23 protein-coding genes, 2 tRNA genes and 1 pseudogene are annotated in these 24025 nt (G+C 71.7%); 16 read left to right on the forward strand and 10 right to left on the reverse strand.

All coding sequences use genetic code 11. The features are described from left to right. On the reverse strand, positions 1-1408 hold a 1408-nt coding region (locus tag HF577_RS24065; RefSeq protein WP_169398214.1), incomplete at its 3' end, for a helicase HerA-like domain-containing protein. A 101-nt stretch (positions 1409-1509) separates the two neighbouring features. On the opposite strand from HF577_RS24065, the gene orn reads away from it, so the two are divergent. The 3 genes from orn (at position 1510) to HF577_RS24080 (ending at position 2414) form a co-directional block, all read left to right on the forward strand. After that, entirely contained in the window at positions 1510-2133 is a 624-nt protein-coding gene (gene orn, locus HF577_RS24070) for an oligoribonuclease (RefSeq protein ID WP_169398215.1), read from the forward strand. Positions 2134-2180: 47 nt separating this feature from the next. Beyond that, positions 2181-2256 (forward strand) — tRNA-His (locus tag HF577_RS24075). A gap of 82 nt (positions 2257-2338) precedes the next feature. Continuing rightward, positions 2339-2414: transfer RNA gene (locus HF577_RS24080), tRNA-Lys, on the forward strand. A 79-nt stretch (positions 2415-2493) separates the two neighbouring features. Here the strand turns inward: HF577_RS24080 and HF577_RS24085 are convergent. Then, the gene (locus HF577_RS24085; protein ID WP_169398216.1) at positions 2494-3423 is read right to left on the reverse strand and encodes an alpha/beta fold hydrolase; all 930 of its coding nucleotides are present in this window, start codon (positions 3421-3423) and stop codon (positions 2494-2496) included. 152 nt (positions 3424-3575) lie between these two features. Here HF577_RS24085 and HF577_RS38675 point away from each other — a divergent pair, with 152 nt between their 5' ends. Further along, positions 3576-3737 carry a DinB family protein gene (locus tag HF577_RS38675; RefSeq protein ID WP_246267112.1) on the forward strand — a complete coding sequence of 54 codons (162 nt, stop codon included), beginning with the start codon at positions 3576-3578 and terminating at the stop codon, positions 3735-3737. Next, positions 3734-4114 (forward strand): mycothiol transferase, encoded by a 381-nt coding sequence (locus HF577_RS24090; protein WP_246267113.1) that lies wholly within the window; start codon positions 3734-3736, stop codon positions 4112-4114. The genes HF577_RS38675 and HF577_RS24090 overlap by 4 nt, the downstream gene beginning before the upstream one ends. A gap of 9 nt (positions 4115-4123) precedes the next feature. Here the strand turns inward: HF577_RS24090 and HF577_RS24095 are convergent, their stop codons facing one another. Together HF577_RS24095 and HF577_RS24100 are read right to left on the reverse strand one after the other, a co-directional pair. Beyond that, positions 4124-5380, reverse strand: coding sequence for an eCIS core domain-containing protein (locus tag HF577_RS24095; protein WP_312859340.1), 1257 nt, complete (start codon positions 5378-5380; stop codon positions 4124-4126). 107 nt (positions 5381-5487) lie between these two features. Beyond that, positions 5488-6324, reverse strand: a complete 837-nt coding sequence (locus tag HF577_RS24100) for an alpha/beta fold hydrolase (protein WP_169398217.1) — start codon at positions 6322-6324, stop codon at positions 5488-5490. Between the two features lie 117 nt (positions 6325-6441). Between HF577_RS24100 and HF577_RS24105 the strand changes: the two genes are divergently transcribed. Next, entirely contained in the window at positions 6442-6774 is a 333-nt protein-coding gene (locus HF577_RS24105) for a putative quinol monooxygenase (RefSeq protein WP_211174754.1), read from the forward strand. Positions 6775-6786: 12 nt separating this feature from the next. On the opposite strand, the gene HF577_RS24110 is transcribed toward HF577_RS24105, so the two are convergent. The 3 genes from HF577_RS24110 to HF577_RS24120 all read right to left on the reverse strand — a co-directional run bounded on the left by HF577_RS24110 (position 6787) and on the right by HF577_RS24120 (position 11123). Further along, positions 6787-8214 carry an MFS transporter gene (locus HF577_RS24110; RefSeq protein ID WP_407692237.1) on the reverse strand — a complete coding sequence of 476 codons (1428 nt, stop codon included), beginning with the start codon at positions 8212-8214 and terminating at the stop codon, positions 6787-6789. A 120-nt stretch (positions 8215-8334) separates the two neighbouring features. After that, entirely contained in the window at positions 8335-9870 is a 1536-nt protein-coding gene (locus HF577_RS24115; RefSeq protein ID WP_169398218.1) for a GMC family oxidoreductase, read from the reverse strand. A gap of 221 nt (positions 9871-10091) precedes the next feature. Next, the gene (locus HF577_RS24120; protein ID WP_211174755.1) at positions 10092-11123 is read right to left on the reverse strand and encodes a TerC/Alx family metal homeostasis membrane protein; all 1032 of its coding nucleotides are present in this window, start codon (positions 11121-11123) and stop codon (positions 10092-10094) included. A 180-nt stretch (positions 11124-11303) separates the two neighbouring features. Here HF577_RS24120 and HF577_RS24125 point away from each other — a divergent pair, with 180 nt between their 5' ends. Genes HF577_RS24125 through HF577_RS24135 form a run of 3 tightly spaced genes read left to right on the forward strand, consistent with a single transcriptional unit; the run spans position 11304 to position 13943 of the window. Next, on the forward strand, positions 11304-11702 hold the full coding sequence (locus HF577_RS24125) for a BatC protein (protein WP_169398219.1): 399 nt from the start codon (positions 11304-11306) through the stop codon (positions 11700-11702). Continuing rightward, a complete protein-coding gene (locus HF577_RS24130; RefSeq protein ID WP_312859341.1) occupies positions 11692-12987 on the forward strand; it encodes a cupin domain-containing protein in 1296 nt (431 codons plus the stop codon). Before HF577_RS24125 ends, HF577_RS24130 begins: the two co-directional genes overlap by 11 nt. Next, a complete protein-coding gene (locus tag HF577_RS24135; protein ID WP_169398220.1) occupies positions 12984-13943 on the forward strand; it encodes a sucrase ferredoxin in 960 nt (319 codons plus the stop codon). The genes HF577_RS24130 and HF577_RS24135 overlap by 4 nt, the downstream gene beginning before the upstream one ends. 9 nt (positions 13944-13952) lie before the next feature. Here the strand turns inward: HF577_RS24135 and HF577_RS39825 are convergent, their stop codons facing one another. Next, positions 13953-15077, reverse strand: a complete 1125-nt coding sequence (locus tag HF577_RS39825) for an App1 family protein (protein ID WP_169398221.1) — start codon at positions 15075-15077, stop codon at positions 13953-13955. A gap of 110 nt (positions 15078-15187) precedes the next feature. On the opposite strand from HF577_RS39825, the gene HF577_RS24145 reads away from it, so the two are divergent. The 5 genes and pseudogenes from HF577_RS24145 to HF577_RS24160 all read left to right on the forward strand — a co-directional run bounded on the left by HF577_RS24145 (position 15188) and on the right by HF577_RS24160 (position 19123). Continuing rightward, positions 15188-15865, forward strand: coding sequence for an HAD hydrolase-like protein (locus tag HF577_RS24145; protein WP_169398222.1), 678 nt, complete (start codon positions 15188-15190; stop codon positions 15863-15865). A gap of 5 nt (positions 15866-15870) precedes the next feature. Next, positions 15871-16605 (forward strand): aspartate/glutamate racemase family protein, encoded by a 735-nt coding sequence (locus HF577_RS24150; protein WP_169398223.1) that lies wholly within the window; start codon positions 15871-15873, stop codon positions 16603-16605. A 251-nt stretch (positions 16606-16856) separates the two neighbouring features. Further along, a pseudogene (locus tag HF577_RS39365) lies at positions 16857-17459 on the forward strand (cytosine permease); the annotation flags it as partial. Between the two features lie 67 nt (positions 17460-17526). Then, the gene (locus tag HF577_RS39370; RefSeq protein WP_312859342.1) at positions 17527-18189 is read left to right on the forward strand and encodes a cytosine permease; all 663 of its coding nucleotides are present in this window, start codon (positions 17527-17529) and stop codon (positions 18187-18189) included. Between the two features lie 37 nt (positions 18190-18226). Next, positions 18227-19123: a CPBP family intramembrane glutamic endopeptidase gene (locus HF577_RS24160; RefSeq protein WP_169398224.1), complete on the forward strand. Its 897-nt coding sequence runs from the start codon at positions 18227-18229 to the stop codon at positions 19121-19123. A 25-nt stretch (positions 19124-19148) separates the two neighbouring features. On the opposite strand, the gene glpK (HF577_RS24165) is transcribed toward HF577_RS24160, so the two are convergent. Then, the gene (gene glpK, locus HF577_RS24165) at positions 19149-20660 is read right to left on the reverse strand and encodes a glycerol kinase GlpK (protein WP_169398225.1); all 1512 of its coding nucleotides are present in this window, start codon (positions 20658-20660) and stop codon (positions 19149-19151) included. A gap of 19 nt (positions 20661-20679) precedes the next feature. Then, complete coding sequence (locus HF577_RS39830; protein WP_169398226.1) at positions 20680-21444, reverse strand: IclR family transcriptional regulator; 765 nt, start codon at positions 21442-21444, stop codon at positions 20680-20682. A 212-nt stretch (positions 21445-21656) separates the two neighbouring features. Here HF577_RS39830 and HF577_RS24175 point away from each other — a divergent pair, with 212 nt between their 5' ends. Further along, complete coding sequence (locus tag HF577_RS24175) at positions 21657-22478, forward strand: MIP/aquaporin family protein (RefSeq protein WP_169398227.1); 822 nt, start codon at positions 21657-21659, stop codon at positions 22476-22478. Positions 22479-22506: 28 nt separating this feature from the next. Beyond that, on the forward strand, positions 22507-24024 hold the full coding sequence (gene glpK, locus HF577_RS24180; RefSeq protein ID WP_169398228.1) for a glycerol kinase GlpK: 1518 nt from the start codon (positions 22507-22509) through the stop codon (positions 24022-24024). Position 24025 lies beyond the last annotated feature (1 nt).

The following is a 24025-nucleotide window of genomic DNA, read 5'->3' on the forward strand; positions in this document are numbered from 1 at the left end:
GCGGGACGGCGACGGGCGGGGCCTCGGGCGCCGGGGGCGGCGCGGCGATCTTCGCGGTGAGGAGCTCGTAGGCCGACTCGCGGTCGACCGTCTGCCCGTACTTCCCGTACAGCGGCGACGCCTTCGCCGCGGCGGTGACGGCGTCGCCGCCGATCGCGCCCATCAGCGAGCGCGGCGCGCGCATCCGGGCCCACGCGACGGGGGTGGGTGCACCCCGCTCGGAGAGCACCGTGACGATCGCCTCACCGATGCCCAGTGAGGTGAGCGCCTCCTCCATGTCGTAGTGCTTCGTGTTCGGGTAGGTCCGGACGGTCTTGGCCAGCGCGGTCTGGTCGTCGGGGGTGAACGCCCGCAGTGCGTGCTGGACCCGCGCACCGAGCTGCGAGAGCACCGCGTTCGGGACGTCGGTGGGCAGCTGCGTGCAGAAGAAGACCCCGACGCCCTTGGACCGGATCAGCTTCACGGTCTGCTCGATGCGTTCCAGGAACGCCTTGGACGCGCCGGTGAACAGCAGGTGCGCCTCGTCGAAGAAGAACACGAGCTTCGGCTTGTCGAGGTCGCCCGCCTCGGGGAGATCCTCGAACAGCTCGGCCAGCAGCCACATGAGGAACGTGGAGTACAGGCGCGGGTTGGCCGCCTGGTCCGACAGCTCCAGCAGCGTGACGATGCCCCGGCCGTCGACGTGGCGGATCAGGTCGGCGGGCTCGAACTCCGGCTCGCCGAAGAAGTCCTCCCCGCCCTGGGCCTCTAGGTTCACCAGCGCCCTGAGGATCACCCCTGCCGTGGCCGCGGAGACCCCGCCGACGCCCTTCAGGTCGGCCTTGCCCTCGTCGCTGGTCAGGTGCTGGATGACGGCGCGCAGGTCCTTGGTGTCCAGCAGCGGCAGGCCGCGCTGGTCGGCCCAGTGGAAGATCAGCCCCAGCGTGGACTCCTGGGTCTCGTTGAGGTCCAGCACCTTCGACAGCAGGATCGGGCCGAACTGGGTGAGCGTCGCGCGGATGGGGACGGCCGAGCTGGTGCCGCCGAGCGACAGGAACTCGACCGGGTACGCGGTGGGCGTCCAGTCGTCGCCGGTGTCCCGGGCCCGCGACTCGATCTTCGGGCCGGGCTCGCCGGGCCGCGCCATCCCGGACACGTCGCCCTTGATGTCGGCCAGGAGTACCGGGACCCCGGCGGCCGAGAGCTGCTCGGCGATCCCTTGCAGCGTCTTGGTCTTCCCGGTGCCCGTGGCGCCCGCCACGAGGCCGTGCCGGTTGAGCGTGGCGAACGGGATGCGCACCCGCGCCGCCGGGTCGACCACCCCGTCGACGACGACCGTGCCCAGCTCGAGGGCAGCCCCCTCGGTGGCGTACCCGGCCGCGATCTCACGTGCTGCAGGGCTCTGATCAGCTCCGACGGTGTTCTCCACGCGACCGGAGCGTAGCCGGGTCACCCGTTCCCGGACGGATGAAACGCGACTCACGGCGCGCGACGGGCAACGGTGGCGGCGCCGGGCCTAATGTTTCGGGGATGAACGACCGTCTGGTATGGATCGACTGCGAGATGACCGGGCTGGACCTCCAGCGCGACGCCCTCATCGAGATCGCCGTGCTGGTGACCGATGCCGACCTGAACGTTCTCGGCGACGGGGTCGACGTCGTCATCCATGCCGACGACGAGGCGCTGGCCGGGATGCCCGACATCGTCCGCGAGATGCACGCCCACTCGGGGCTGACCGAGGCCGTGCGGGCCTCGACCGTCACCCTCGCCGAGGCCGAGCAGCTAGCGCTGGACTACGTCCGCGAGCACGTCCCGGAGCCACGAACGGCCCCGCTCGCCGGCAACTCCATCGCCACCGACCGTGGGTTCCTGGCCCGCGACATGCCGGCCCTCGACGCCCACCTGCACTACCGGATGGTGGACGTCAGCTCGGTGAAGGAGCTGTGCCGTCGCTGGTTCCCCCGGGTGTTCTACGCGAAGCCCGAGAAGGGCCTCGCGCACCGGGCACTCGCCGACATCGAGGAGTCGATCCGCGAGCTCGAGTACTACCGCCGCACCCTGTTCGTCCCGCAGCCCGGACCGACGTCGGAGCAGGCTCAGGCCGCTGCTGCGCAGGTCGCAGGCCCCGCGGGAACCCGCTTCGATCCGGCGTAGCGGCCACGCTAAGCTGTTGAAGGTCCCGGCCGAGGCCGGGATCCATGGTGGGTGTAGCTCAGCTGGTAGAGCACCTGGTTGTGGTCCAGGAAGTCGCGGGTTCAAGTCCCGTCACTCACCCCATGCCGCGGCCCCCGCCGCACGGCGCGTCTGGATGAACGTGTAACGTTCTTTCTCGGCGCCGGGCGGTAGGGCGCCGAGGCAGGCGCCGCTAGCTCAATAGGCAGAGCAGCTGACTCTTAATCAGCGGGTTGGGGGTTCGATTCCCTCGCGGCGCACCAGCTCCACCAGGGGCCCGGTCTTCGGACCGGGCCCCTGACTGCTTTCTGTGACAGCAGCGTTCTGTCACAGCAGCGACCCTCACGAGTGCGCGTGCATCCCGGTGAAGGCCAGGAGATGTTCGGCGGTCAGTGGCGGATCCTCGAGCATGGGCGAGTGGCCGACACCGGGCAGCAACGTGACCCTCGCGCCCGGAACCGCGTGGTACTCGGCGGCGGACGAGGCCCGCCATCTGCGGTCGTCCTCACCGAAGATCACCAGCAACGGCTTGCCGACGGCGGTCAGCCGGTCGGGGAGCGCGCGCTGCTCCAGGTAGTCGTCGACGGCCTGCGATGTCGCGGTGAACGCGTGGTAGGTCGTGCCGCGCACATCGTCGACGAGCTGTTGAGGGATCTCGTAGCCGGCGCGGCTGAACCCGGTGCTCAGACCCTGTCGGAGCAGGCTGTCGGTCCGCAACCGCCACAGCAGCTGCCCGACGACCGGGGTGAACATGAGCTGCCCGGCGACCCCGTTCGAGATGAAGGCCTCCAGGCGGGGCCCGGTGTTGACGAGCGCGAGCGCGGTGACCAGGTCGGGTCGTTGCTCGGCGAGGGCGGTGGCGACCGAGCCGCCGGTGGAATGACCGACCACTGTGGCGCGCCTCACGCCGAGCCGATCCAGCGCCGCCCCGACCCGGGCTCCCTGCTCCGGGATCCCGTAGCCCCCGCCGGCCGGTTTGGCCGACCGGCCGTGCCCGAGCAGGTCGATCCGGATGACCCGATGAGACCTCGCCAGCATCGGGACCAGCGCGTCCCACCAGCGGGTCGACCCGGCGAAGCCGTGGATCAGGACGAGTGGCGGGGCATCGCCGGGGCCGTCCTGGCTCACGTGGATGTTCCCGCCGGGGAGAGGCAGGGCCGGACTCCCGGCGGCCTCCTCGTCCTGGCGCGCCACCACCACCGCATTGACCAGAAGCAGCCCGACGACCGCGAGGACGGTGGCTGACGCGATGACCCGGCGCCGTCGACTCATGAGCCCACAGTCGCGGCCCCCGAGCGCCGATGGCTAGGACAAATGTTCCGGCCCGTCCCCCGGACGGTGAGATCGACGTGAGCGTGGTTTTCCTCGTGACGAACAACGCTGCTGTCGATCTCGACGCTCGGCCCGCCGTAGATTCGCCGTCCATGATCGATCGTGACGAGCAAGGCCGCCCGGAGCCTCCGCTCGCGGCGGACGAGACCGCGACCCTCCTGGGGTTCCTGGACTTCCAGCGCGCGACGCTGGCGTGGAAGTGCGCGGGGCTCGACGCGGCCGGCCTGGGGCCACGGTCGCCGCCTCGTCGATGACCCTGGGCGGGATGCTCAAGCACCTGGCCTACGTCGAGGACCACTGGTGCTCCCGGGCGCTGCACGGGCGCGACCCGCACCCGCCGTGGGACACCGTGGACTGGAAGACCGACCCCGACTGGGACTGGCGCTCGGCCGCCGAGGACACGCCGGAGCAGCTCCGTGCGCTGTGGGAGGCCGCGGTGGACCGGTCCCGTTCCGGGGTCGCGGAGGCGCTGGCCGACGGGGGCCTGGAACGGCCGGCCCGGCGCACCTGGCCCGAGGGCCGGGCACCCAGCCTGCGGTGGATCCTGTGCCACCTCGTCGAGGAGTACGCGCGGCACAACGGCCATGCCGACATCCTGCGGGAAACGGTGGACGGGCTCACCGGGGAGTAGTCACCGGCCTCACCCGCCGTACTTCGAGTTCGCCATCCCGATCGGTACCCCGAAGTGCCTGGTCATCCGGTCGGCGACGGTGGTCATCCAGCGCACGGCATCGGCACGCTGCAGCCCGGCGCGCACCTTCTTGCTCATGTAGCGCCCGGACTTGTCGTTGATCTCGAAGCGCTCCAGCTCGGCGTTCCAGAGCAGCTCGCCCGAGACCCTGGCCGGCTTGACCTGCGTCCGACCGAGCGACTGGAAGCCCGCCGCGATGGTCGGATGTCCCGACGAGTTCAGGCGCAGCTGGAGCTCGTCCATGGTGAGGGTGGGGTCCTTCTCCTGCATGGCCGTGAGGAGCCTGGCCCATTCCTCGTCCTCGACAACCGTGGTGATGTCCTCGCTGCCCATCAGGATCTCGCCACGGGCGCCCACCGAGAAACACCAGACGGCGCTCTTGCCCCGGTCCAGGAGGAGCCCGGGAGGGAAGTTCTCCAGCCGGTACCACACCGGGTTGAGCCGGACGTCGCCGTCCTCCGCGAGCTCGGACTCCTCCTTGACCCGGTGCGGTCCCACCAGTGGCCCGTACTCGTGATCCAGGCGTTGTCGTCGGCGGGCCGCCATCGTGGCGCCGAGGTCCGCGTCCCTGGACGACCCGAAGAACACCCGCTGCACCGGCCGGGAGCCGGGCGACACGCCGCCGGCCTCCTGCTCATCGAGCCGGGCAGGCGCTCGGTGGCCTCGGACGGCACGGTCGGCCACCATCTCGGCCTCGCGCTCGAAACGATCATGGGGATCGCTGATCGACAGGCCGTTGTCCGCGTCGGTGCCTGCCACCGGACCCTGGCTCTGCTGACGCACGTGCCACAGCTCGTGGGCCAGCGTGTGCCGGTCGGTCGCTCCGGCGCCGAGCACCACGTGGTTGCCCGAGGTGTACGCACGTGCGCCGATCTCAGCCGCGGACCGCTGGGCGACCGTGTCGCTGTGCACGCGCACGTGGGAGAAGTCCGCGCCGAGGGTCTGCTCCATCTCGGCACGGACACCCGCCTCCAAGGTCCGGCCGCTGCTGCGCAGCACCTCCGGCACCGTCGTCGGCTCCGGCTCCACTCCCGGCACCGCGCCTGCCCGCTGCAGGCCGATCAACCGGGTGACGGCGAGGTTGCCGGCCGACCGCTGCAACATCGCGATGTCCATCGGTGCCAGGGAGCGCTGCCCGCCCACCTTGCGCCGTCGAGAACCGCGCCCGTGCCCGACAGGACGGTCGTACTGACTGCAGTCGCGCACCCGATCCACCCCATGCTCCAGCCGTCACGCTCGTCGTCGAGCACTGGTGTCCCAGAGTGGAGCGGGCGTACCTCAGTGCGACGAACGAGACATGAACGCGCAGAGAATCATCGATGCTCGCCCCGTCCTGGGAGGAAGTCGAGCAGCAACTCGTTCACGCGCTCCGGCGCGTCCAGCTGCATCCAGTGGCCCGCGCCGTCGATCCGCTCGTACCGCCACGGGCCGCTCGCGTAGTTCTCCGTGCCGACCATCCCGGCCTCGACGAGGTACCGGTCGCCGGTGCTCCAGAGGCCCATGGTGGGCACCGGGGGCAGCGGCGCGGAATCGTCCATCCGCGCGAGCAGCACCTCGGGCGGGACGCCGGTGCGGTAGATCGCCAGCGAGGCACTGAGGGCCTTCGGGTCCCGCATGCGCTCGACGACCTCGTCGAGGTCGGGGTGGGTGGCGATGAACTCCCGGAGGTTCCGGAACTCGTCCTGGCTGAGCCACTGCTCCGCCACGCCGCGGAACTGGAACAGGAGCATGTACCAGGACTTCTCCCGCTGCTCGAGCCCGCTGCCGTAGAAGGCGGCCGCATGCCCGACCGACATGCAGGTGAGGCTGCTGGTCAGCTCAGGCGCCGCCATGGCGACCTGTTGCACGAGGGCCGAGCCCCAGTCGTGCCCCACGAGGTGCGCCTTCTCGACATCGAGGTGACGCAGGAGACCGATCAGGTCGCCGACGTGGTCGCCGACCGTGAGCCGCGCCAGGTCCTCCGGTTTGCCGGAGGCGCCGAAGCCCCGCAGGTCCGGGGCGACGGTGCGGTAGCCCGCAGCGTTGAGCGCAGCCACCTGGTGCCGCCAGCAGGCGTGGGTGTCCGGCCAGCCGTGCACGAGGAGCACCGTGGGGCCCGCGCCGCTGATCTGCACGTCGAGCTCGACGTCGTTGACGGTGATGAGGGTCATGCCGCTCCGATCGCTGGGAACTCGGTGGGTGAGCGGACAGAGGCCGCCGGCGAATCCGCACCGGCGCGCGCACCACCCGACCCAACCTCGCACGGACGGCGCCGCTACGGTCGTCGGATGTCATCCGTGCAGGACCCGGGGCGTGTCGGACGCTACGTGCGCATGGTCGCGCAGCCGGGCCGGGGAGCGGCTCTGGCCGACACCCTGCTCCGCGTGGCGGAGGGACTGCGCGGCGCCCCGGGCTGCGAGCTGTACGTGATCAACCTGTCGGCCGACGAGCCCGACACCGTGTGGGTCACCGAGGTGTGGGCCGACGAGGAGGCGTCCGATCGGGCCCTGTCCGCCGACCTCGGCGAGGTCGGCATCGGCGAGGTGCTCGAACTGCTGGCCGGCCCGCCGGAGCTGGTGGACCTGCGCCCCCTCGGGGGCACCGGGCTGGCCACCGCCTGAGCGCGCGCCCACTCAGGCGACCACGACGTCCTCGGTGGACAGTCCGGTGGTCCGCGGCCCGATGAGGCCGATGTCGAGGGCGACGACGACCAGGGCACCGCAGATGATGACGAACACCCAACCCGCCCCGACCGCCGCCAGGATCGGCAGCAGGATGAACGGCATGGCACCGGTCGCCAGCCGGGAGATCGCGTAGGTGCCGCTCGCTGCGGTCGAACGGACGGCCGTCGGGAAGATCTCCGCCTGGTAGATGTGGTAGCCGTTGGCGAATACGTTGCTGGCGGCGGTGTAGAGGAAGCCGAAGATCACGATCGGCACCATCGAGTTCGAGAAGCCGAACGCCAGCCCGAACGCGGCCATCGCGACAACCGATCCCACCACGAGGTACTTCCGCTCGAATCGTTCCACCAGCGGGAGCGACAGCAGGGAACCCACGGGGTAGCCGAGGAAGGTCAGTGCCGTGAACAGCAACGACGTGCTCAGCGCGTAGCCCTTCGCGGCCAGGATCAGCGGCACCAGCGTGCCGAACCCGTAGTAGCCGAAGACCTGGAAGACCTGGAACACGGCCATCATCAGCGTGCGCCGGCGGAGCGGGGGCGTCAGGAGCACACGCACTCCGGCACGAGCGGGTCGGACGGGGGCTTCCGGGTCACGCCGCGTCGGTTCGGTGAGCCGGTGACCGCCGCGGAGGGCCTCCGCCTCGATCCGGGACGTGATGCTGTCCGCTTCCGGACCGCGCCCGACGGCCTCCAGCCATCGCGGCGACTCCGGGAGCGTGGTGCGGAGAAGGAAGACGATGGCGGAACCGAGCGCACCGAGAGCGAAGATCCAGCGCCAACCGGCGATCCCGGCGAGGTGGCCGACGGAACCGCGGGCCAGGAACCCGACGATCGGCACGGCGATGAACGAGATGGTGTACGCCCACGCGGTGTAGCGGCCGCGCTGGCGGGCCGGGAGCATGTCCGAGAGGTAGGCGTCGGCCAGCGGGAGTTCGGCACCGACACCGAGGCCGGCGACGAACCGGCTGATCATCAGCCAGACCGCGTTCGGGCTGAAGGCGCCGGCCAGCGAGGCCAGCGAGTACAGGGCCAGGTTGATCATGAACGCGCGGCGGCGGCCGACCCGGTCTGCCATCCGGCCCAGCACGATCGAACCGATGAACATGCCGACGAACGTCGAGGCCAGCACCGGGGCCAGTACGGCGCTGGTGAGGTGGAACTCGCTGGTCAGCGCGCCCGACACGGCGCTGGTCAGGAACACCTCGTAGATGTCGAAGAACATGCCGATGCCGATCGTGACCGTGATCAGCCGATGGGTGCGCGTGATCGGCAACCGGTCCAGGCGGGCCGCCACCGTGACGGCGGTGCCTCCTCCTGACGGTGGCGCCTGCTCACCCGGGCGAGCCGGGCCGGCGTCCGAGGCCTCTGTAGGGCGTGACAAGGAGTACTCCGTTCCCTGGTGCTGGACATGGCGGTGCCCCGCGGGAGGCTCGGTCGCGGGAGCCGAACCGGCGGGGTGTGCCCGGGGGCGCCGTCGCCCCCGGGCACGGGCGGCGTGCTGCTACCGCCGGATCAGGTCCGCCGCACGTTCGGCGATGGCGTAGACGGTCGAGTTCGTGTTCCCCGACACGATCGAGGGCATCACGGACGCGTCCGCGACCCTGAGCCCGCTGATCCCGTGGACGCGAAGGTCGGGATCGACCACGGCCATGCCGTCGCCGTCCGGGCCGATCCTGCACGTGCCCACCGGGTGGAAGTAGGTCCCGAGGCTCCGGCGCAGGTAGTCGCGCACACCCTCGGCATCCCGCACGCCGGGCCCGGGCACGACCTCCTCGCCGCGCCACGGGTCCAGGGCGAGCGTGCGACCGAGCGTCCGGGCCGCGTCCAGTCCGGCCGCCATGACGTCGAGGTCACGGGGGTCGGCGTAGTAGTTCGGGTCGATGAGCGGCGCCGCTCCGGGTTCGGCGCTGCCCAGGCGGACCGTGCCGCGGCTGTAGGGCCGCACGGCCGAGAAGACGATGGCGTACGCATGGTCCGGTCCACGCAGCCCGGGCCCGTACAGCGGCATGTCCGAGATGATCAGCTGGAGGTCGGGCCCGTCCGCAGCGACGGGGCTGCTCATCAGGCCGATCACCCCACTGTGGTTGCCGACTCCGGTCGGCACGGGCTGCACCGGGGTGTAGGCCACCATGGACAGCGGATGATCATGGAAGTTCGCTCCCACCCCGGGGAGGTCCAGGACCACCTCGACTCCCCTCTCGTCGAGGTGCGCCTGCGGGCCGACACCGGAGAGCATCAGCAACTGCGCCGAGCCCACCGCGCCGGCGGTGAGCACGACCTCCTCCCGGCACTCCGCGACGAGCACCTCGGACCCCGTGCCGTGCTCGACGCTGTACTCGACCCCGGTGCACCGCCCGTCGTGCACCCGCACGCGATGCACCAGTGCGTCGGTGACCACCGTCAGGTTGGGCCGGCTCCGGACCTCCGCGTCGAGATACGCCTCAGCAGCACCGCAGCGCCGCCCGTCGCGGATGCTCACGTCCATCCAGCCGAAGCCCTCCTCCAGGCCGCCGCTGACGTCGGTCGCCGCGCGGTGGCCGGCCTCGACTGCCGCCTGCAGCCCCGCCGTCATGAAGGGGTCCGGCTCCATCGGCGCGACCACCACGGGGCCCTCGTCACCGCGCAGGGCCGGATCACGGCCGTGCGCCCGCTCGGTGCGCCGGAAGTACGGGAGCAGATCGTCGAACCCCCAGCCCTTCGCCCCGGCCGCCGGCCACGCGTCGTAGCTCGATCGGTGGCCGCGGACGAAGAACATCGCGTTGATGGCCGACGACCCGCCGAGCGTCTTTCCCCTCGGAAAGGGGATCGCCATCCCGTTCGCCGCCTGGACGACCGTGGCGTCACCCCAGTCCGCTGACGAACCGATCAGCGTCGGCCACGCGGGGGGCAGAGCCATCGACTCCGTACGCTGGCTGCTGCCGGCCTCGAGCAGCAGTACGTGCGCGCTCTCGTCCTGCGACAGCCTGGCTGCGAGGACGCACCCGGCCGAGCCGGCGCCCACGATGACGAAGTCGTAACCGGCCGTGAAGGAACTCATGCAGATTCGCCCGTTCTCCGTGGTCAGCGGCATGGCAGAAATGCGATCCGCATTAGATTATGCCTAATATCTATCATCGGAACAGCGCTCGCAAGGTGAGCGCTCCCACACGACCAAACCGATAGATCAGACATAACCCGACATATCCGCGCCGGGCTGAACTCAGTTCTGCAATGTCACGCCAGGCGGCGGGTCTCGTGCACGGGAGAACGGACGCGAGGTCAGGCCCCGCCGCGCTCCTGATCGGCCGCCACATGCTTGCGGGCGCGCAACGAACCGGCGTGGGCTTTCGCCGTCGGGTCGCTCCTGGTCTTGGCCAGGCTCGCCACGGTGACCACGGCGAGCACCACGACGATCACGCCGAGGCTCACCGGCGTGGAGATCTCCGGGACGCTCGGGCTCAGGTCCACGTGCGCCCAGTGCAGGATCAGCTTGGCCCCGATGAAGGCCAGGATGATCGACAGGCCCATCGACAGGTACACCAGGCGGTCGAGCAGGCCCTTCACCAGGAAGAACAGCGCTCGCAGGCCGAGCAGGGCGAACGCGTTGGCCGCGAAGACGATGTAGGCCTCCTCCGTCACCCCGAACACGGCGGGGATCGAGTCGAGCGCGAACAGCAGGTCGATGCTGCCGATCGCGATCAGCACGATGAAGAGCGGTGTCAGCATGCGGCGACCGTCGACCCTCGTGACGATCCGGCCGCCGACGTACTCGTCGGTGATCGGCAGAACGCGTCGGGCGCTGCGGATCACCGCGTTGTCCTCCACGTCCGGATCCTCGTTGCGATGCCGGAACATCTGCACGGCGGTGTAGACCAGCAGCAGGCCGAACAGCAGGAACATGAACGAGAACAACGAGAGCAGCGTGGCGCCGAGCGCGATGAAGATCGCCCGCATGATCAGCGCGAGCACGATCCCGAAGGTCAGGACCTTGTGCTGGTGCTCCTCCGGCACGGCGAACGTCGTCATGATGATGACGAAGACGAAGAGGTTGTCGACCGACAGGCTCTTCTCGACGATGTAGCCGGCGAAGTACTGCGTGCCGAAGTCACCGCCGTAGGTCATGGCGAACCACACGCCGAACGCGACGGCGACCCCGACGTAGAACACCGACCACGCCGTGGCCTCACGGAAACCGATGCGGTGCGGGCGCACCGCCGCCAGCACGAGGTCGAGCGCCAGTAGCGCGACGACCAGTCCGATCGTCACCGCCCAGGTGAGCCCGCTGATCTCCAGCACGTGGTCCTCCAACATCGCCCATGGCATTACGAACTCTTTACCCAACGGTGGGAGTACCTGTGGGGTTCCGCCGACAACCGGGTGGCTGCGGCCAGCGGGGAGAGTGACCGATCCCGCATCGGCCTATAACCGGAGGGAACCGGGTAGTCCCCGGCCGTCATCGCAGTGGTGACGCACCAGCAGAGGAGGAGCTCGATGGCGCTCGACGACGACGACATGACGACGACTGCAGGCGGCGGTAACGAGGGCCCGGCCGACTCCGGCGCGGGCGGCGGCACCCCTGGTGTGCACGACGGTGGAGCGGACGGCGGGGCCGACGGCGGAGCCGACTCCGGCGCCGAGGGACCGGCCGACTCCGGCGCAGGTGGCACCCCTGGCGTGCACGACGGTGGGGCGGACGGCGGGGCCGACTCGGGAGCCGAGGGTCCGGCCGACTCGGGAGCGGGCGGCGGCACCCCTGGCGTGCACGACGGCGGTGCGGACGGCGGAGCCGACTCCGGCGCCGAGGGACCGGCCGACTCCGGGGCGGGCGGTGGCACCCCGGGCGTCCACGACGGCGGAGCCGACGGCGGAGCGGACAGCGGTGCCCGCTGAGGTCACCCGACCCGGTGGTGCCGGACGCCCCGTGCTGGGGCGGCCGGCACCCACCGCCCCGCCTCCCGGCGCCCCCGGTGCTCTCGCCCGGGTCACCGGGCTCGACGCCGACACCTTCGGTGCCCGGCACTGGGGCCGGGAGCCACGGCTCGTGCGCGGCGCCGACCCCGACGGCTTCCGCGACCTGCTCGACCTCGACGGCGTGGACGAGCTGCTCTCGCGACGCGGCCTGCGCACCCCGTTCCTGCGTCTGGCGCGCAACGGCTCCGTGGTCGACTCCGGCTCGTTCACCGGCCCGGGCGGGGCGGGCGCGGAGATCGGCGACCAGGTCCACGACGACAAGGTGGCGGCGCTCTTCGCCGACGGCACCACCGTGGTGCTGCAGGCGCTGCACCGCACGTGGCCCGCGGTGATCGACTTCGCCACGCTGCTGTCCGACGAGCTGGGCCATCCCGTCCAGGCCAACGCCTACGTGACTCCCCCGTCCTCGCGCGGGTTCTCGGCCCACTACGACGTGCACGACGTGTTCGTCCTGCAGCTCGCCGGGCGCAAGCACTGGACGGTGCACGCGCCGGTGCACGCCGACCCGTTGCGCGACCAACCGTGGAACGCGCACGCCACTGCGGTGGCCGCCCGCGCGCGTGACGACACCCCGGTCATCGACACGGTCCTGGAGCCCGGCGACGTCATGTACCTGCCGCGGGGCTGGCTGCACGCCGCCACCGCGCTGGGCGACGTATCGGCGCACCTGACGGTCGGCGTCCACGTCGTCACGCGCTACGCGCTGGTGGAGGCGCTGACCGCGCTCGTCGCCCGCGACGCGGCGCTGAGGGCGTCGTTGCCCCTGGGCATCGACGTGTCCGACCCCGAGCAGCTCGCGCCGCATCTCGACGCCGTGCGCTCGGCCCTCGCCGAGGCACTGCCGCAGGTGAGCGCCGAGGACGTGGCACGCCGCGTCCGGGGGCGGGTCTGGACGGGTGGGCGGCCCGAGCCGGTGCGGCCGGTGGCCGTGGCGACGTTCGTCGAGCACCTCGCCACCGGGGACGGCGTGCGGCGCCGGGTGGGGCTGCGGCACCGGGTCGCCCGGCGGGGCGAGCAGGTCGTGCTGAGCCTGCCCGACCGGCAGATCACGCTCCCCGCGGCCACGGAGGCCGCGGTGCGCGCGCTGGTGAGCGGGACGACCTGCTCGGTGGGTAGCCTCCCGGGAATGGACGAGGCCGACCAGCTCGTGCTGGTGCGCCGCCTGCTTCGGGAGGGCGTGCTGGTGCCGGCCACTCACGCATGACAGCGGCGGGGCCCTGGCCACGCTGCTCGTTCGTCGCCGACGCTGCACACGACCCACGTGAGGGCACGGCACCCCCGGCCGACCGCTGGTTCCTGGTCGAACACGGCGGACCGTGGGGCCGGGTCCCCCTCTCGCAGTCGGGGATACATCCCGCCGCGGTCGCCGCGATCTCGGCCTGGGTGGCCACCGAGGCCGGGCGGCTGGTCCTCGTGCGCCGGCCGGGCCGGGCCCCGGGCCCGACCGAGGACGTCGTCCACGGCGACACCCCCGGGCGGCCGCGCCGCTGGTTCCGCGTCGACTCCCGCCCCGGGCACGAGTCGATCCGCACCGGGACCTTCGTCGACGAGGCGGAGCTGGTGGAGGCGGTGCACGCCCCCGGTGTGCCGTACGTGGGGCCGCTGCACCTCGTGTGCACCCACGGCCGCCACGACACCTGCTGCGCGGTGCGCGGACGCCCGCTGGCCGCCGCACTCGCCGCCGCCGACCCCGCCCCCGTCTGGGAGTGCAGCCACATCGGCGGCTGCCGCTTCGCCCCGGCGCTGGTCCTGCTCCCCCACGGCTACGTGCTCGGCGGACTGACGGCGCAGGACGCGCCCGCGGTCGTGCGCGACTACGCCGACGGGCGGCTGGACCCGGTCTGGATGCGCGGGCGCTCGTCGCTGCCGCCGGCCGTCCAGGCCGCGCAGCACCATGCGCGGATGGCCACCGGGGCGACGGGCGTGGATGCCCTGCGGCCCATCGACGTCGTCGCCGAACAGCAGGCGGACGGCAGCCCCGGCTGGCGGGTGGAGCTGGCCGACCCCGCCTGCTCGGTCCGGCTGCACGAGCGGCGGGTGGAGACGGGGCGGCCCCTGACCTGCGCAGCCACGGTGCCGGGCTGGATGCGGGTGTTCGAACTGGTCGAGGTCAGGCCGACGACGACCGACCACGGTGCGCTGCGCGACATGGACACCTGAGATGCCGGTTCAGCGGGCGAGCTCCGCGCGGACCGACGCCACCGCGGCCCGGTCGAGCAGTCCCAGCGTGGCGGCATGGACGGCGATCTGCGCACTGTCGTCCACGGCGAGCATCGGGACCCCGGCAGCGGTGATCTCGGCGGCGAGGTCGTCGACCTGGCGCAGCCGCACCGGATCGGCTCCCGTGGTGCGGCGGATGTACACCGCGGCCACCCGGTCAGGGGTCGCGCGGGCGAGCGTCGCATAGATCTCGGGATCCTCCTGCCCGCTGTCCCCGATCAGGATCAGCCGCAGGTGCGGGTGCTCGTCGAGCAACCGGCGCACCAGCCCGAGCTTGTGGGCCTGCGCCCCGATGCGGAACAGCCCGGTGTGGGAGGGCCCCCAGTCGGTGAGCAGCAGCGGACCGAGCGGGAACCCGCGCAGCCCCACGAACTGCAGGAGCATCTCGTGCAGGTTCCACGGGCTCGTGGATACGTAGAAGACCGGACGCGCCGGCTCGCCCGCCGGGGTGGTGACGAGCGCGCGGTAGAGGGCCGCGGCGCCGGGCAGCGGGGTGCGGTCCTGGACGTCGGTGAGCAGGGTGACGCGCAGGAAGTCCAGGCCGCGGGTGAGCCCGGTGTCCACGATCGTGTCGTCCACGTCGCTGACCAGCCCGATGCGCGCATCCGGGTCGGTCACCAGCACGCGCGCCGTGGCGGTGGATCCCGCGGGCCCGGTCAGCCCGACCTCCAGCCACCCCGGCGCGACGTCGGTCAGCTCGACCTCGTGGTCGACGTACCCGTCACGGTCGGTCCGGACCACGACGTCGCCGCCGGGGAGATGGATCGTCACCTCCGCACCCGGCACCTCGATGGTGAGGAACCGCGCGATGCTCGCCCGCAGCACCGCGCGCCGCGAGCGCGGCGTCGCCGGTCCCTCCCCCGAGGCCGTGGCCAGCACCGACGGCGCGGCGGCCTCCCGTCCGAGCACGAGCCGGGCACCCACCCGGACGCGCCGGGTGGTGCCGTGCCCGATGAACGGGACGATCACCGGGTGGCGCCGGCCGCGCAGGCGGGCCAGCGCCGCGACCACCGACTCCGCGAAGTCTTCCACCCGCAGTCCCACCGCGATGATCAGCTTGCCCCAGTCCGTCACGGGAGAAGGGCTACCGCACCCCGTGCGGCAGTGCCACCGCGGGGTGGCCCCGCACGGCGTCACCCGGCGCACCGGTGGCTCCCCGCGGCCCGGGACGTAGGCTCGGGTCGGTGCGCACCGTCCTGCTCGACCTCGACGGCACCCTCGTCGACTCCGCCGCCACGATCACCGAGCATCTCGCAGCCGCGCTGACCGAGGTCGGCTTCCCGGTGCCGGACGCGGAACGGTTGCGCCGGCTGGTCGGGCCACCGTTCGAGACCGCGCTGCCGGAGCTCGGGCTGACCGACGAGCAGACCTCCGCCGCGATCACCGCGTACCGCACCTCCTACGACGCGGTGGCCGCCACGGTCACCCCCGTCTACCCCGGCGTCCCCGCGCTGCTGGAGCGCCTGCGCGAGGCGGACCTGCGGCTGGCGGTCGCCACCTCGAAGCCCGAGGAGCTCGCACGCAAGATCGTCGCGGGTGTCGGGCTCGCCGGGTTCCTGGATCTCGTCGGAGGGGCCGACCACGTGGGCGGCCGGGTGGGCAAGGCGGCCGTCGTCCGCTCGGTGATCGAGCGGCTGGGTGTCGACCCGGCCCGGCAGCCGGTGGTGATGGTCGGCGACCGCCACCACGACGTCGACGGCGCGGCTGAGCACGGCATCCCGACGGTCGGGGTGGCGTGGGGGTACGCGGAGCCGGGCGAGCTGGCCGGGGCCCGGCTGGTGGTCCCCCACATCGAGGCGCTGGCGGAGGCGCTGCGTGGTGACAAGGTCTGGTCTACCCTCCCGCCCGTGCCGCGCCACTGACCGCCGTGCGGATCCTGGTCGTCAACCCCAACACCACCGCATCGATGACGGAGCGGATCGGCGCGTGCGCGCAGGCTGCGACGTCGGCGGGCACCACGGTCCGCGCCGTCAACCCGGACATGGGGCCTGCGTCGATCGAGAGCCACTACGACGAGGCGCTCGCCGTCCCCGGCCTGCTCTCGGAGATCGCCCGCGGGGAGGCCGACGGCGTCGACGGGTACGTGGTGGCGTGCTTCGGTGATCCCGGCCTCGACGCCGCGCGCGAGCTCGCGACCGGTCCGGTGGTGGGCATCGCCGAGGCGGCCATGCGCACGGCGACGTACCTCGGCCGCGGGTTCAGCGTGGTCACGACGCTGGGACGGACCTGCGGGCGCGCCTGGGACCTCGCCGAGCGGTACGGCGTGCAGCGCTTCTGCCGCGCGGTGCGCGCCTGCGAGATCCCCGTGCTCGACCTGGACGACCCGGGCTCGGACGCCCGTGAGGTGATCACCGAGGAGTGCCGCCGGGCCGTGGCCGAGGACGGGTCGGACGCGATCGTGCTCGGGTGCGCCGGGATGGCCGACCTCTGCACGCACATCAGCGCGCGCATCGGCGTGCCGGTCGTGGACGGCGTCACGGCCGCCACGCGCACCGTGGAGTCGCTGGTGGTGCTCGGGCTGCGCACCGGCGCGCGCGGTGAGTTCGCGGCTCCCCGACCCAAGTCCTACACCGGGTTGCTCCGGGATTTCACGATCGCCTGAACCGGGCGGCCGGTGTTTCCCCGGCGCGAAGATCTCGTGACGGGCTGTGCATCGGTTCTCCGCGTACGGGCGTGACACCTACCTTTCCGGTACACGATCGCCGCGCCCGGGAGGTCAGCATGACCGATTCGCTCGAACACGCCGGAGAACGCCCGGCCCCGGTCGCCGAGCACGACCCGCGGCTCACCAACGAGGACCTCGCGCCGCTGCGGGAGCAGCACTGGACCTCGTACAACTTCTTCGCCTTCTGGATGTCCGACGTGCACAGCGTCGGCGGGTACGTCACGGCGGGCAGCCTGTTCGCCCTCGGCCTCGCGGCCTGGCAGGTGCTCGTCGCGCTGCTCGTCGGCATCTCGATCGTCTACGTCCTGTGCAACCTCGTCGCGCGGCCGAGCCAGGCGACCGGCACGCCCTACCCGGTGATCTGCCGGGCTTCGTTCGGGGTGCTCGGCGCCAACGTGCCGGCGATCATCCGCGGGCTGATCGCGGTGGCCTGGTACGGGATCCAGACCTACCTCGCCTCGCACTCGCTGGTGATCGTCGGGCTCAAGCTGTGGCCGGGGCTCGGGCCCTACGCCGACGTGGCACAGCACGGCTTCGCCGGGCTGTCGCTGGTGGGCTGGGTCGCGTTCGTGGCCATGTGGCTGCTGCAGGCCGCCGTCTTTTGGAACGGCATGGAGGCCATCCGGAAGTTCATCGACTTCTGCGGGCCCGCCGTGTACGTCGTGATGTTCCTGCTGGCGGGCTACCTCGTGCTGGAGGCGGGCTGGAGCAACATCGACCTGAACCTCGCCGAGGTGAGCATCCACGGCTGGGCCACGGTGCCGGTGATGCTCACGGCGATCGCGCTGGTCGTCTCGTACTTCTCCGGGCCGATGCTCAACTACGGCGACTTCGCCCGCTACGGCCGAGTTCGCGGCGGTGCGCCGCGGCAACCTGCTCGGGCTGCCCCTGAACTTCCTGGTGTTCGCGCTGCTCGTGGTGATCACCGCTGCCGCGACGCAGCCGGTGTTCGGCGAGCTCATCACCGACCCCGTCGAGACCGTCGCACGGCTCGACAACACCTACGCGGTGGTGCTCGGCGCCCTCACCTTCATGATCGCCACGATCGGGATCAACATCGTCGCCAACTTCGTCTCGCCCGCGTTCGACTTCTCCAACGTCAGCCCGCAGAAGATCAGCTGGCGGGCCGGCGGGATGATCGCCGCCGTCGGCTCCGTGCTGATCACGCCGTGGAACCTGTACTCCAGCCCGGACGTCATCCACTACACGCTCGACACGCTCGGTGCGTTCATCGGCCCGCTCTACGGCGTGCTGATCGCCGACTACTACCTCATCAAGGGGCGCCGGATCGTGGTGGACGACCTCTACACGCTGCGCCCCGACGGCAGCTACCACTTCCACCGCGGCCACAACCCGATCGCGATCGGAGCCACGGCGGTGGGCGCGGCGCTCGCGATGGCCGTGGTGCTCCTCGGTTCCGCGGGCGCCGCCGCGTTCAGCTGGTTCATCGGCGCCGGCATCGCCTTCGCCGTCCACTGGGTGCTCTCCCGCCGGCGGGCCGTGGATCCGACGAAGGGATGACGACCGCCGCGGCTCCCCGCCGCCACACTCGACGACCATGGGGGACCTGGGCTCGGCCGTACCGCCTGGACCGTCCGCATCCCGGCGGCTGAGGTCATGGCGCCCACCGCTGGCCGTCCGGACGGTCGTCGTGCTCGGGGCGGCCACCCTGATCTGGGTCGCCGTCGACGCCGGGCTCGACCCGTTCTTCGGCAACCCGCCCGACGACCGGCTCGGCCACGCACTGCGCGCCGTGCTGACGGCGGCGCTGGCCGTGCCCCTGGTGGTGCTGGGCCGCCGCCACCTCGACGCGCGTCCGTGGGCGGGGCTGGCCCTCACGCCGCTGCGCAGCGGGGGGCTGCGGTCCCTGCTGTCCGGGGCCGCGTTCTGGCTCGGCGCGGCCGCCGTCGGCACGGCCGTCACCATCGCGGCGGGCGGGGCCACGATCGCCGTCGTCGACATCGACGCACAGGCGCTGCTGCTCGCCCTCTACCTGCCGGTGCTGGTGCTGCTCTTCGAGGCCCTTCCCGAGGAGCTGATATTCCGCGGCTACCTGTACCGCAATCTCGCCGACCGCTTCACGCGCTGGACGGCCGTCACCGGGCAGGCGGCGCTGTTCACCGTCTGGGGCACGGTGCTGGGGCCGGCCGGCTCGGTGGACCGGGTGCTCCTGTTCTTCTCGTTCAGCCTGGCGCTCGGTGCACTGCGGGTGGTGGCAGGCAGCGTATGGGCGCCCATCGGGTTCCACCTCGCGTTCCAGTGGGTGGCCCAGTACCTGGGGGCCTCGGACGGCGCCTTCGCCGTCGACGGCCGGGGGGCCCTGGACGTGGTGGCGATGTGGCTCTTCCCGATCGCGCTCGGCACCGTCGTGCTGGTGATCGCCGGTGCCCGGCGCGGGGTGCGCTGGTCGGAGCGCGACCCCGACGGACCCGTGCCGGTCCCGGCGACCAGCTGACGCGGTGCCGGTCGCGACGCGGTGGTCAGTCGCCTGCGGGCGTCTGCACCCAGCCGTAGCTGCGGTTCACCGCGCGGCCCCAGTTCTCGTGCTCGCGCCGGCGCAGGGCGGCGTCCATCGCGGGCTCCCAGGCGGCAGCACGGTGCCAGTTAGCGCGCAGCACCTCCAGGTCGGACCAGTGCCCGACCGCCAGCCCGGCCGCGTACGCAGCGCCCAGCGAGACGGCCTCCGACACCAGCGGCCGCTCCACCGGCACGTCGAGGACGTCCGCGACGAACTGCATCAGCAGGTGGTTGGCGGTCATGCCGCCGTCTACCTTGAGCCGGGTGACCGGCACCCCGGAGTCGGCGTTCATCGCGTCGATCACCTCGCGCGTCTGCCAGCCGGTGGCCTCGAGCACGGCCCTGGCGAGGTGGCCGCGGTTGATGAACGACGTCAGCCCCACCATCACGCCGCGCGCGTCGGGGTGCCAGCGCGGTGAATACAGCCCCGAGAACGCGGGGACGATGTAGCACCCGCCGTTGTCGGGGACGGAACTGGCGAGCGTCTCGATCTGGGCGGCCGTCGCGATCATCCCGAGCGAGTCGCGGAACCACTGCACGAGCGACCCCGTCATGGCGATCGCGCCCTCCAGCGCGTAGACGGGCTTGTCCCCGAGCACGTACCCGACCGTCGGTATCAGCCCGTGGGTCGACTCGGCCAGCCGCGTCCCGGTGTTCATCAGCAGGAACGCGCCCGTCCCGTAGGTGCACTTGATCTCGCCGGGCGAGAAGCACGCCTGCCCGACGAGCGCGGCCTGCTGGTCGCCGAGCGCCCCGGCCACCGGGACGCCGGGCAGCACCGCCGTGCAGGTGCCGTACACCTCGGCGTTGGGGCGGATCTCGGGCAGCATCCGCCGGGGCACCGCCAGCACCTCCAGCAGCTTCTCCGACCACTCGAGCGTCCGGACGTCCATCAGCATCGTGCGGCTGGCGTTGGTGACGTCACTGACGTGCCGGCCGCCGTCCGGGCCGCCGGTGAGCCGCCAGATGAGCCAGCTCTCCATCGTGCCGAACAGGACGTCGCCCGCCTCCGCGCCGTCCCGGGCGCCCGGCACGTGGTCCAGCAGCCAGCGCAGCCGTGGGCCGGCGAAGTAGGTGGCGGGCGGCAGCCCGCAGATGTCCTTGATCAGGGCGGCGTGCCCGTCGTCGGCCAGGCGGGCGACGATGCCGTCGGTGCGCGTGTCCTGCCAGGTGATCGCGGGCGCGAGGGGGACGCCGGTGTGCCGGTTCCAGATCACGGTGGTCTCGCGCTGGTTCGCGATCCCCAGCCCGACGATGTTGTCCGGGGTGAGGCCCGCGTTGCGCAGGGCGGCCGGGACGACGCGCGTGACGTTGCGCCAGATCTCCGCCGCGTCGTGCTCGACGAGCCCGGGGCGCGGGTAGTACTGGCGGTGCTCGCGCTGCGCCACGGCGATCATCCGCCCGGACCGGTTGAACAACAGGCACCGGGTGGACGTGGTGCCCTGGTCGATCGCGGCGACGACGCGCTCGGTCATGGCTGCCCCCTCCGCGGCGTCATCGGCCCTCCATCAGCGCCGCCGAGATCTCCCGCGCAGCGCCCACCATCTGCTCCAGCATCCACGGCCGCAACTCCCCGCCCAGGCCGAAGAGCTCCTCCACCGGACCGACCACGGCGATCGCCGCGACGACCATCCCGCCGCTGGACCGCAACGGGGCCGCCGCCCCGCCCACCCCCGTCTCGTACTCGCCGGTGTCGCTCGCCCAGCCGCGACGGCGGGCCACGGCGAGGTGCGCTTCCAGCGCCGCCACCGTGGTGCAGGTGCGGCCGGTCCAGCGCTGCAGGTCGAGCTCCCGGGCGTGCGGGGTGGCCACCGGCGCGAACGCGAGCAGGCACTTGCCCAGTGCGGTGGCGTGCAGGGGCTGCTCCTCCCCCGTCCGGATCCGCTGCGGCGACCCGTCCGGCCGGAACACGTGGTGGACGAGCCGGACCGACGTCGACGCCGCGATGCCCACCTGCACCGCCATCCCCGTACTGCCGGCGAGGGAGTCCGCCCAGTTCATCGCCCGGGCACGCAGGTCGTGCGGGTCCCAGCCGCCACCGCCCAGCTCCTGCAGCCCCGGACCGAGCCGGTAGCGGGAGCTCTCCACGTCCTGTTCGACGAACCCGACCTCCCGCAGGGTCCGGACGATCCCGTGAGCGGTGGGAGGCGGGAGGTCCAGGGCCGCCGCGATCTCCTTCAGCCCGAGCGGCCGGTCCGTGCTCCCCAGCAGCCGCAGCACCGCCGCTGCCCGCTCGATGGACTGGATGAACCCCGGCACGGACCGACTGTACGGCCCGTGTACCGCCCATCCACGTAGCGCGACCCAACGTTCACGGACTGCCCCATCTCGATGCGTCCGTCGGTCGCAATGTGATGTTCGTCCGATCGGTGGTTCGACAATGCCGAACCCCGGACGTTGACCGCAGGTCACACCCGTTCCTAGCGTTCAGGAACCGCCGATTCGAGCGGCACCTTCCAAGGAGGGCTTCGATGGCGAAGAACTCGTATATCGGGGAGCTGGCGGCCGAGTTCTTCGGCACCATGATCCTCTTGTTGTTCGGCGCAGGTGTGGTCGCGCAGGTCCTGTCGGGCGGCAGCACCGGCAGCCTGGGAGACCACGACTCCATCGCCTGGGCCTGGGGCATCGGCGTGATCCTCGGTGTCTACGTGGCGGGCCGTCTCAGCGGCGGCCACATCAACCCGGCCGTGACGATCGCACTGGCCGCGTTCCAGGGGTTCCCCTGGCGCAAGGTCGTGCCCTACGTGGTGGCGCAGACGGCGGGGGCGTTCGTCGCCGCCATCATCGTCCGGTTCAACTACGCCAACTACATCGACATGATCGACCCGGGCCACACCTACAAGACGCAGATCATCTTCTCCACGCTCCCGGGCAACGGCGCAGCCGGCATCAGCCTCACGACCGCGTTCTTCGACCAGATCATCGGCACCGCGATCCTGGTCTTCGTGGTCTTCGCGCTGGTCAACGCGCGGAACAACCCTCCATTGGCCAACCTCGTCCCGGTGGTCATCGGGCTGCTCGTGGTGGGCATCGGCATGGCCTGGGGGGCGAACGCGGGCTACGCCATCAACCCGGCCCGTGACTTCGGGCCCCGGCTCGCGTCGTACATCACCGGATACTCGACCGCCTGGACCGACCAGAACGGCACACCATATTGGTGGCTGCCGATCGTGGCACCGATCATCGGTGGCCTCATCGGTGGCGGGCTGTTCCAGGTATGCATCAACCGCTTCGTCGTCGCCGCCGAAGAGACCGCCGAGCCCACTCCCGTGGGCCGCGACGTCCCTCGGTAGGACCCACCAACACCAGCGGAGACAACTCATGGCCGAGTTCGTCGGTGCCATCGACCAGGGCACCACCAGCACCCGCTTCATGATTTTCGACCACTCGGGCAACGAGGTGGGTCGCCACCAGCTCGAACACGACCAGATCCTGCCGCAGGCCGGCTGGGTCGAGCACAATCCCGTCGAGATCTGGGAGCGCGCGTCGGCGGTGGTCCAGACCGCGCTCAACAGGTCCGGCCTGTCGTCGTCGGACCTGGTGTCACTGGGCATCACCAACCAGCGCGAGACAGCCGTCGTGTGGGACAAGCGCACGGGACGCCCGCTGTACAACGCGATCGTCTGGCAGGACACCCGCACCGACCGGATCGCGTCGGCGCTCGACCGGGACGGGCGCGGCGACGTCATCCGGCAGAAGGCCGGGCTGCCGCCGGCCACGTACTTCTCCGGCGGCAAGGTCCAGTGGATCCTGGAGAACGTCGACGGGGCCCGGGAGGCGGCGGAGAGCGGCAACGCGATCTTCGGCAACACCGACACCTGGCTGATGTGGAACCTCACGGGCGGCAAGGACGGCGGCGTCCACGTCACCGACCCGACGAACGCCAGCCGCACGATGCTGATGAACCTCGAGACGCTCGACTGGGACGACGAGCTGCTCGGCTTCTTCAACATCCCGCGGTCGATGCTGCCCGAGATCAAGCCGAGCTCGTGCCCGGAGTCCTACGGCACCACGCTCACGAAGGGCCCGCTGGCCGGCGAGGTCCCGATCACCGGCGACCTCGGCGACCAGCAGGCGGCCACCGTCGGCCAGGTGTGCTTCGCCCCCGGCGAGGCGAAGAACACCTACGGCACCGGCAACTTCATGCTGCTCAACACGGGCACGGAGCTGGTGCGCTCGAAGGCCGGGCTGCTCTCCACCGTCTGCTACAAGTTCGGTGACGAGCCGGTGGTCTACGCGCTGGAGGGTTCGATCGCCGTCACCGGGTCGGCCGTGCAGTGGCTGCGTGACCAGCTGGGGATCATCTCGGGGGCCGCGGAGAGCGAGTCGCTGGCCCGTCAGGTGGAGGACAACGGCGGCGTCTACTTCGTCCCGGCGTTCTCGGGGCTCTTCGCCCCGTACTGGCGTTCCGACGCCCGCGGCGCGATCGTCGGGCTCTCCCGGTACAACACCAACGCCCACCTGGCCCGGGCGACGCTGGAGGCGATCTGTTACCAGAGCCGCGACGTGGCCGAGGCGATGGAGAAGGACTCCGGAGTCCACCTGGAGGTGCTCAAGGTCGACGGCGGGGTCACCGCCAACGAGCTGTGCATGCAGATCCAGGCCGACGTGCTCGGCGTCCCGGTCAGCCGGCCGGTCGTCGCGGAGACCACGGCGCTGGGTGCCGCGTACGCGGCGGGGCTGGCCGTCGGGTTCTGGAAGAACACCGACGAGCTACGCACCAACTGGAACGAGTCGAAGCGCTGGGAGCCCCGGTGGAGCGACGAGCAGCGCTCCCACGGGTACGAGCGCTGGAAGAAGGCCGTCACCAGGACGTTGGACTGGGTGGACGTCGACTGAG

Origin of the sequence: Pseudonocardia xinjiangensis (genome assembly GCF_012911925.1) — a bacterium.
In the GTDB taxonomy this organism is placed as follows: domain Bacteria; phylum Actinomycetota; class Actinomycetes; order Mycobacteriales; family Pseudonocardiaceae; genus Pseudonocardia; species Pseudonocardia xinjiangensis.